At 71.1% G+C, this 7,169-nt stretch carries 13 protein-coding genes; 11 read left to right on the top strand and 2 right to left on the bottom strand.

The window, feature by feature from the left end:
* From VF468_13980 to VF468_13945, 8 genes are all read left to right on the top strand, one after another.
* Positions 1–802, top strand: an 802-nt coding sequence (locus VF468_13980; GenBank protein ID HEX5879401.1) for an ABC transporter permease, incomplete at its 5' end; no start/stop codon positions are given.
* A 33-nt stretch (positions 803–835) separates the two neighbouring features.
* The gene (locus VF468_13975; protein ID HEX5879400.1) at positions 836–1,480 is read left to right on the top strand and encodes a class I SAM-dependent methyltransferase; all 645 of its coding nucleotides are present in this window, start codon (positions 836–838) and stop codon (positions 1,478–1,480) included.
* A gap of 27 nt (positions 1,481–1,507) precedes the next feature.
* Positions 1,508–2,032, top strand: coding sequence for a hypothetical protein (locus tag VF468_13970; GenBank protein HEX5879399.1), 525 nt, complete (start codon positions 1,508–1,510; stop codon positions 2,030–2,032).
* Positions 2,033–2,358: 326 nt separating this feature from the next.
* Positions 2,359–2,721, top strand: coding sequence for a sporulation protein (locus VF468_13965; GenBank protein ID HEX5879398.1), 363 nt, complete (start codon positions 2,359–2,361; stop codon positions 2,719–2,721).
* A gap of 71 nt (positions 2,722–2,792) precedes the next feature.
* Positions 2,793–3,275: a VOC family protein gene (locus VF468_13960; protein ID HEX5879397.1), complete on the top strand. Its 483-nt coding sequence runs from the start codon at positions 2,793–2,795 to the stop codon at positions 3,273–3,275.
* Positions 3,276–3,317: 42 nt separating this feature from the next.
* Complete coding sequence (locus VF468_13955) at positions 3,318–3,452, top strand: hypothetical protein (GenBank protein ID HEX5879396.1); 135 nt, start codon at positions 3,318–3,320, stop codon at positions 3,450–3,452.
* An 11-nt stretch (positions 3,453–3,463) separates the two neighbouring features.
* Entirely contained in the window at positions 3,464–3,631 is a 168-nt protein-coding gene (locus VF468_13950) for a sigma factor-like helix-turn-helix DNA-binding protein (GenBank protein HEX5879395.1), read from the top strand.
* Entirely contained in the window at positions 3,628–4,005 is a 378-nt protein-coding gene (locus VF468_13945) for a DUF6596 domain-containing protein (protein ID HEX5879394.1), read from the top strand. Before VF468_13950 ends, VF468_13945 begins: the two co-directional genes overlap by 4 nt.
* A 48-nt stretch (positions 4,006–4,053) precedes the next feature.
* On the opposite strand, the gene VF468_13940 is transcribed toward VF468_13945, so the two are convergent.
* Both VF468_13940 and VF468_13935 read right to left on the bottom strand, forming a co-directional pair.
* Positions 4,054–4,764: a class I SAM-dependent methyltransferase gene (locus tag VF468_13940; GenBank protein ID HEX5879393.1), complete on the bottom strand. Its 711-nt coding sequence runs from the start codon at positions 4,762–4,764 to the stop codon at positions 4,054–4,056.
* 60 nt (positions 4,765–4,824) lie between these two features.
* Positions 4,825–5,343, bottom strand: coding sequence for a DUF2269 domain-containing protein (locus VF468_13935; protein HEX5879392.1), 519 nt, complete (start codon positions 5,341–5,343; stop codon positions 4,825–4,827).
* Between the two features lie 344 nt (positions 5,344–5,687).
* Here VF468_13935 and VF468_13930 point away from each other — a divergent pair, with 344 nt between their 5' ends.
* From VF468_13930 to VF468_13920, 3 genes are all read left to right on the top strand, one after another.
* Entirely contained in the window at positions 5,688–6,257 is a 570-nt protein-coding gene (locus VF468_13930; GenBank protein HEX5879391.1) for a TetR/AcrR family transcriptional regulator, read from the top strand.
* A 237-nt stretch (positions 6,258–6,494) separates the two neighbouring features.
* Entirely contained in the window at positions 6,495–6,812 is a 318-nt protein-coding gene (locus VF468_13925) for a hypothetical protein (protein ID HEX5879390.1), read from the top strand.
* 46 nt (positions 6,813–6,858) lie between these two features.
* On the top strand, positions 6,859–7,169 hold a 311-nt coding region (locus tag VF468_13920), incomplete at its 3' end, for a hypothetical protein (protein HEX5879389.1).

Genomic DNA, 7,169 nt, shown 5'->3' with positions numbered 1-7,169 from the left:
CTGGCTGGCCCGCTCGGTCAGCGACATCGCGGTCATCACTCGGCGCAACCTACTGTTCACCGTCCGGCTGCCCCAGGTGCTGGTGCTGTCGAGCGTCATGCCGGTGATCTTCATCTTGATGTTCACTTACGTGTTCGGCGGCGCCATCCAGAACGCTCTCCCGCCAGCCGCCGCCGGCCGCTACGTCAACTGGCTGCTCCCCGGCCTGCTGGCCCAGTTTGCGCTGTTCGGCGGGGCGACCACCGCGTCCGGCCTCGCCGAGGACCTCGCCAAGGGTGCCATCGACCGGTTCCGCTCGCTCCCGATGGCCGGCGCGGCGGTGCTGACCGGCCGGACCCTCTCCGACCTGGTCCGCCTGGCGCTCACCTTGACGCTGATGCTCGCAGTCGGCTACGGCATTGGCTTCCGCCCCCAGACCGGCCTGCCCGGTCTGCTCGGGGCTGCGGCGGTCGGCCTGCTGTTCGGCTACGCCTGGTCGTGGGTGATGGCGCTCCTGGGTCTGCTGGTGCGGACCGCCGAGGCGGTCCAGGCGGCCACCTACCTGGTGGTGTTCCCACTGGCCTTCACTAGCTCGGTCTTCGTCCCCACCCAGACCATGCCCGCCTGGCTGCAGCCGTTTGCCACCAACCAGCCCGTCACCGTGGCCACCAACGCCCTGCGGGGCCTGGTCCTGGGCCCGGGCGCCCTCCCACCCGGGCGGACCGTCGCCAGCCAGGTCGTCCTCGCCCTGCTGTGGGCGGTCGCGATCACCGCGGTCGTTGTCCCGCTGGCCGTGCGCGCCTACCGCCGCACCGTCCGCTAGTACCCAGCACCTCACAGGCTCGGAAGGATGCCCATGCGCACGCTTGCTCAGCAACGAGCGGTCCACCACCCTCTGTTCGCCCGCGTCTATGCGCGGGTCGGCCACCTCATGGACGCCGAGATCGGCGACCACCGCCGGCGCCTGCTGGCCGGCCTCACCGGTCGGATCCTGGAGGTCGGCGCCGGCAACGGCCTCAACGTCCCCCACTACCCGGCCACCGTCACCGAGGTCCTGGCCATCGAGCCCGAGCCCTACCTGCGCCGCCAGGCCCTGGCCGTGGCCAGCCAGGCGCCGGTCCCGATCCGGGTCGTGGATGGCACAGCCGAGGCCCTACCCGCCCCCGACGCCACCGTCGACGCGGTGGTGGCCAGCCTGGTCCTGTGCACCGTCATCGACCTGGAGGGCGCCCTGGCCGAGGTCCGTCGGGTGCTGCGCCCGGGCGGGAGGTTGCGCTTCTACGAGCACGTGCGGGCCACCGACCCGCGGCTGGCCTGCTGGCAGGACCGGCTGGAGCACCCTTGGGGGTGGCTGGTCGGCGGCTGCCACCCCAACCGCGACACGGTCGCCGCCATCGGAGCCGCCGGGCTGCGGCTGGTCCAGCTGGACCGCTTCGACCTCAAGGCCATGCCACCGCTGGCCCGCCCGCACGTCCTCGGCGTGGCGGAGCGCGGGTCCTAGCAAGAGGCGCAAGAAAGGGAGGAAACGATGCAGACAACCAAGCCCAAGGGCCCGCAGCTGGTCCGGCCGGGCCCGATCGGCCTGGGGATCCGGGTGATCCTCGGGGCGACCGTGTTGTACTGGTTCGCCGCGCTGTTCACCAAATGGAACGGGTTCCTCGAGCGCGATCCCATCGAGTCGGGGCGGCTGTACACGCTGTTCACCATCTGGTGGCTCCCCGAGGTGGTCGCCCTCACCTTCCGACGACGCTGGGGGCTGTGGCCGGCCGTGGTGTTTCTGGCCGGAGGCGCCGCGATCGGCCTGGTCGGCTCCCTTGCCGGCGGCGGGGTGTGGAACCCGGTGCTGGCAGCGTGGACCTACGCCGGTGACCTCCTGGCCTGGGGCGCCGTGGCCGTCTCGTTCCCCGTCGCCATCTTGACCCGAAGCCCCGGGTGCGAGCTTGGCGCGCTCCCCTGGCTCCTCGGTGGCCGAGAAGGGGAGGCCGCGCCGAGGCGGGGCTGTGCCGTGGGCCTGGACCGCCTCGATGCCTGGGAGGCCTCACGGAGAAGGTGAATGGCGAGCTGCTCTCACCCGACATGGGCGACCGCTGGCCGCACCGACCGGCGAGCTCGCTGCCCGGCTGGTGGTTGACGTCCCTGGTGCGCAGCATCACCGCCGAGCTAGTCCGTGCGGTGGCGTCAGCTCATGACCCTCGAGGACCTCACCGCCCTGCAAGGGCTGCTGCAGTCGATCATGGACGCCGAGGAACTCCAGCAGTAGGTCGAGCGTGAGTTCCAGAACCCCGGTCGCTGGGGCCTCATGTTCCCCACTTTCAGTGCTCGGGCATGCGTCGAGCCTAGGATGCTCGGGCACCCGGACCTGACGAGGCGGGAGGTTCCATGAAGGTTGCTGAGCTAGTCACCACGGTCCGCGATGCGATCACCGTCAGCAGGGTATTCGCCGAGCCCTACGAGACAGACGGCGTCACCGTCATCGCCGCGGCCACCGTGGCGGGCGGCGCGGGTGGTGGCGGGGGCCACGACGAGCGCGGCCAGGAAGGCGAGGGCGGCGGCTTTGGGGTGATCGCTCGGCCAGCCGGCGCGTATGTCATCAAGGACGGCAGGGTGTGGTGGCGCCCGGCGGTCGATGTCAACCGGCTCTTCGCCACCATCGGCGCCGTCGCCATCGCCTACCTGTTCACCCGCGTCCGCGTCGAGAAGGCTGGCGCGGCGATCGCCAGCAACACGCCTGACCGGCCTTGAGAGGTTGTCGTATCGGGCGGTCTGCCGATCGTCTTCTTGATGAGGCACATCCCCAGCACGGAGGAGGTCAGATGGCACCGACGAGCAAGCCCAAGCCGATCCCGGACGCTTACCGCCGCGTTACGCCCTGCCTGGTGGTGCAGGGCGGCGCCAGGGCCCTCGAGTTCTACGCCGAGGTGTTCGGGGCGACCGAGCGCATGCGCTTCCCCGGCCCCGGCGCCACCATCGCCCACGCCGAGATCCAGATCGGGGACTCGGTCGTCATCGTCGAGGACGAGTCCCCAGAGCAGGGCAGCAAGGCGCCGCCGCCCGGTGGCGTCGCCGGTTCCCCATCTTCGCTGTTCCTCTACGTCGAGGACGTGGACGCGGTGATCGCGCGCGCGGTGGAGCTTGGCGCGACCCTCCAGCGTCCCCCCCAGGACCAGTTCTACGGCGACCGCGACGGCTACGTCATCGACCCCTTCGGGCACGGCTGGACGATCGCGACGCACGTGGAGGACGTGGCGCCGGAGGAGCTGGCGCGCCGGATGGCCGAGCTGTACGGCCAGGCCTAGCCCGCCGGACGGCAATGCGTTGAACCAAGGAGCGTGTGGCACGTGAAGCATGTGCTGTTGTTCGTGGGCACCGACGGGCCGTTCGTGGAGGGCAAGGAGGTGGTCAGCGGGTACGCCGAGATCGAGGTCGCCGACCTGGACGAGGCGCTGCGCATGGTCAGCACCTGGCCGGGCTGACCCTGCGGGTGGTGTGCAGGCTGACCACGGCCCAGATCGCCCGGGCGTTCCTGGTGCCGGAGACGACCGTGGCGCAACGGATCACCCGCGCCAAGCGGAAGATCGCCGACGCGGGGATCCCGTACCGGATGCCTGCCGACGACGAGCTGGGGCGCGCCTGGCCGAGGTCCTGGCCGTGATCTACCTGCTGTGCAACGAGGGTTATGTGTCCACCGCCGAGCAGGCCCAGTCCCGCGACCTGGTCGACGACGCCGAGTGGCTGGCGTCGCTGCTCCACCAGCTCATGCCGACCGAGCCGGAGGTGGCGGGGCTGCTGGCGTTGATCCGGCTGCACCGCGCCCGCGCGGCTGCCCGCTTCGACCGCGACGGTGGGCTGGTGCTCCTGATGCTGCTGACGCTCGCGCCGTCCCCCGTGACCCGCCTGCACCGCGCCATCGCCCTGCGCCATGCCTCGGGGCCGGGGCCGCCATGGCCGAGCTGGACACCCTCGCCGGCGCGTTGGCCCGCTACCACCTCTACCACGCCACCCGGGCCGACCAGACCGGTCTGGTAGGCCACCACCCACGAGCTGGTGGACCATCCCCTCAAGCTCGGGTGGGACTCAAGGATGGTGACTATCGGCGCGGACCAGCTCGACCCGCTGGGTGAGGTTGAACCGCCAGGGCCAGGGCCATGGCGTGGCGATCACCATCTGAAGTGGAGAGCCATTGGTGTGCTCGGCCGGGTCGGGCAGGTGCGCGTGGCGTGGCCCGAACGGATGTGGCCGGACGCCGGGCCGGAAGTCCCAGATGAGCGCCCGGGCGCCTGGGCGCAGCACGCGGCCGATCTCGCCCAGGCCGGCCGTTGGGTCGGTCCAGTGGTGCATCGACAGGGTGCTGACGACCAGGTCGAAGGATCGGTCGGGGAACGCCAGTGAGATCACGTCGCCCACCAGGAACGATGGTCGGCGCCCATCGCGATTCCCTGTGCGGTCGGTGTCGGCTCGGGCGCGAGCGATCATGGCCGGGTCCAGGTCCAGGCCGGTCACCTCCAGGCCGTGCTGGCGAGCCAGCCGGACCGACAGGTGGCCGGGTCCGCAACCGACCTCGAGCACCCTGGCGCCGTCGGGCGCGACCGCGGCCACGTCGGCGGCGATGCGCGCGAAGAACGGGCCGAGCAGGAGCCGGCTGAGGGTGTCGTAAAGGACGGCATCGCCAATGAGGATGCCTCCTGGCACCTGGTGCCCACGGGCGGCATGGCGACCGTGTCGCATGACCGCGACGGCCGCGGCGGCCGCTCCGGCCAGGATGGCGAGCTTCCGAAGTTGGACCATCACACCTCCACGAGGTATCCCACGCTCTACTGAGGACCGGCCGGGCGGGAGTCGCTGCGGTTACGGTAGGAGTGTGCGTTGCCGGTGTTGGGTGCGCTGCCCGTAGCGGGTCAGACCGCGGGGCTTGTAGATGGCCAGCGTCGTGGCCACCAGCAGGAGCAGGAGGGCGGCGGCCGCGTGCAGTGCTGGGGATGGGTCGCGCAGCCCAGTACCTGACAAGGCCGTCGCTGCGGCAACGTCGGCCAGGGCGTCGAGGGTCTGCATGTAGAGCACCAAGACGATGGTGGCGACGAGGTTGATCACGAGCTTGAACAGGACCCAGTAGTGGCGAACCAGACCCCAGACGCTGCCCAGTGAGCAGACCAGCCCGGTGAGCAGCGAGGCCAGGCTCAAGGGGACGAGGACGACCCAGCCGGTCAGCTCCATCGCCAGATAGGCCCCCTGGACCGCCTGGGGGTTCTGGCTGGTCAGGCCGGCCACGCTGAGGGCGAGGAAGGCAACGACCGCGCCGAGCCATCCGACCGAGGCGGTGACGTGGGCGGTGAGCGCGAGCTTGCGCAGCCGAGGGGTCAAGGCCATGGCCTAGCCCCAGTCGTGCACTGCGGTCGCTCCGGACGGCAGCGGTCCACCGTGTCCGCGGGATGACTGGTGGCGACCCGGTCCATGGTTGCCGCCGGCGAGCAGGACGACGAGCAACAGCAGCACAAGGGCGAGGGCGATGATGCCGGAGATCTTGACCCAGCGTGGGAGGCCAGCAGTCGGGTCACGCTCAGCGCTCCCGTCGCGCTTGGGAGAGGAGGGTCGGTCGGCCATGGGCGGGTCCTCGGTCGGAGGGGAAGCTTGAACGCAGTCCACGGTGATCGAGACACTATGTCTTTGTCAAGTCAGAGTGTCGCTCTATCGTCGTCGCGTATAGTGACGTGGTGCCGAAGCTGTGGGACGAGACGATCGAGGCGCACCGGCGTGCGGTGCGCGACGCCACCCTGGACACCACCGCGGCGCTGGTGGCCGAGCACGGGCTGGCGTCGGTGACGATGTCGGAGATCGCCGAGCAGACCGGTATCGGCCGGGCCACGCTGTACAAGTACTTCCCGGACGTGGAGGCGATCCTGGTCGCCTGGCACGAACGCGAGGTCACCGGCCACCTCGCCCAGCTCGCCAGCGTCCGAGACCGACCCGCTGGCGCTGGCGAGCGGCTGGAGGCGGTGCTGGGGACCTATGCGCTCATCCTCCATGAGCACCACCGCGGCGAGCTCGCGGCCCTCCTACATCAGGGTGCACACGTCGCCCGAGCCCACCAGCAACTCAGTGACTTCATCCGCGACCTGCTGACCCAGGGCGCAGCCAGCGGAGACGTCCGGGACGATGTCACCCCGGAGGAACTTGCGATCTACTGCTTGCACGCCATCACGGCAGCGACCAGCCTGCCCACCAAGGCCGCGGTCCGCCGGCTGGTCAGCGTCATCTTGGCTGGGCTACAGCCGCCGCGCTAGCTGCTGGCGATGCTGCTGGGCTCCAGGAGCCGGACCAGGGTGCGCCGTGGCCGAGCGGCACAGGCAGGCCGCGGCGGCGTCGACGATCCTGGCCGTGTTCTGCTCGGCGTCGGCCCGGCGGCCGGTCCTGCTCCAGGGTGGGCATGCGTCGGCTCCATAACGTGGACAGCGGTGTATGAGTTATGGTACACCGGTAACTCGAACACTATTGTTCAACTTCGTACGTCCGGAGTCGACATGGCGCAATCAGCAACCAGCCCCCGGCGGCCGGGCGGCGAGCTCCCCGGCCGGGGCCGCGTCGTGACGGGCGTGCGGCTGCGCCCGGCCGCCGCCGCCGACCTCGCGGCGATCGCCCGCATCTGGCGCGAGGGCTGGGCCGACGGCCACGAGGGCAATGTGCCGGCCGCGCTGGTCGCCGAGCGGACCCCCGCGTCGTTCGACCAGCGGGCGCTGGAGCGGGTCGGCCAGACCTGGGTCGCCTACCAGGCCCAGACGGCGACCGGCACGGTCGCGGTCCCCGCGCACCGCTACGAGCGCGAGGTCGGGAACCGATGAGAGCCCGCGCAGCCCGCCCGGGCAGATCCATGGTGAAAGGAGCATCGTGACCGAGAGCGAAGCCACTCCGCAGACAACTTCCCAGCCGCCATCGCTGGTACGCCGCCGATGGCCGACGTTGGTCGGGCTCGGCTTCGCCGCCCTGGTCGCCTTCGACCTCGTGAGCGGGGTCGAGCTGGCCCCGGTCCTGGCCGCCTCGGCCGCGGTCTATCTGGGGGGCGGCGGCCCTGCGGCGACCGCGCGCGGCCTGGCCGCTGTTCTTCTGCAGGCCCTGGCCCTGCTCGGCTTCGGCGCCGCCGCCGGCGCCGCCCTGGTGGTCAACCCGGAGCTCGGCGCCTACCTGGTGGCGGCCGGCCT

The sequence above is a fragment of the Actinomycetota bacterium genome (assembly GCA_036280995.1).
Taxonomy (GTDB): domain Bacteria; phylum Actinomycetota; class CALGFH01; order CALGFH01; family CALGFH01; genus CALGFH01.
This window is presented reverse-complemented; position numbering and strand designations above follow the sequence as displayed.

Excerpts from the sequence above, each read along its gene's own strand:
- VF468_13975 (HEX5879400.1), top strand. The coding sequence starts at position 836 with ATGCGCACGCTTGCTCAGCAACGAGCGGTCCACCACCCTCTGTTCGCC.
- VF468_13970 (HEX5879399.1), top strand. The coding sequence starts at position 1,508 with ATGCAGACAACCAAGCCCAAGGGCCCGCAGCTGGTCCGGCCGGGCCCG.
- VF468_13965 (HEX5879398.1), top strand. The coding sequence starts at position 2,359 with ATGAAGGTTGCTGAGCTAGTCACCACGGTCCGCGATGCGATCACCGTC.
- VF468_13960 (HEX5879397.1), top strand. The coding sequence starts at position 2,793 with ATGGCACCGACGAGCAAGCCCAAGCCGATCCCGGACGCTTACCGCCGC.
- VF468_13940 (HEX5879393.1), bottom strand. The coding sequence starts at position 4,764 with ATGGTCCAACTTCGGAAGCTCGCCATCCTGGCCGGAGCGGCCGCCGCG.
- VF468_13935 (HEX5879392.1), bottom strand. The coding sequence starts at position 5,343 with ATGGCCTTGACCCCTCGGCTGCGCAAGCTCGCGCTCACCGCCCACGTC.
- VF468_13925 (HEX5879390.1), top strand. The coding sequence starts at position 6,495 with ATGGCGCAATCAGCAACCAGCCCCCGGCGGCCGGGCGGCGAGCTCCCC.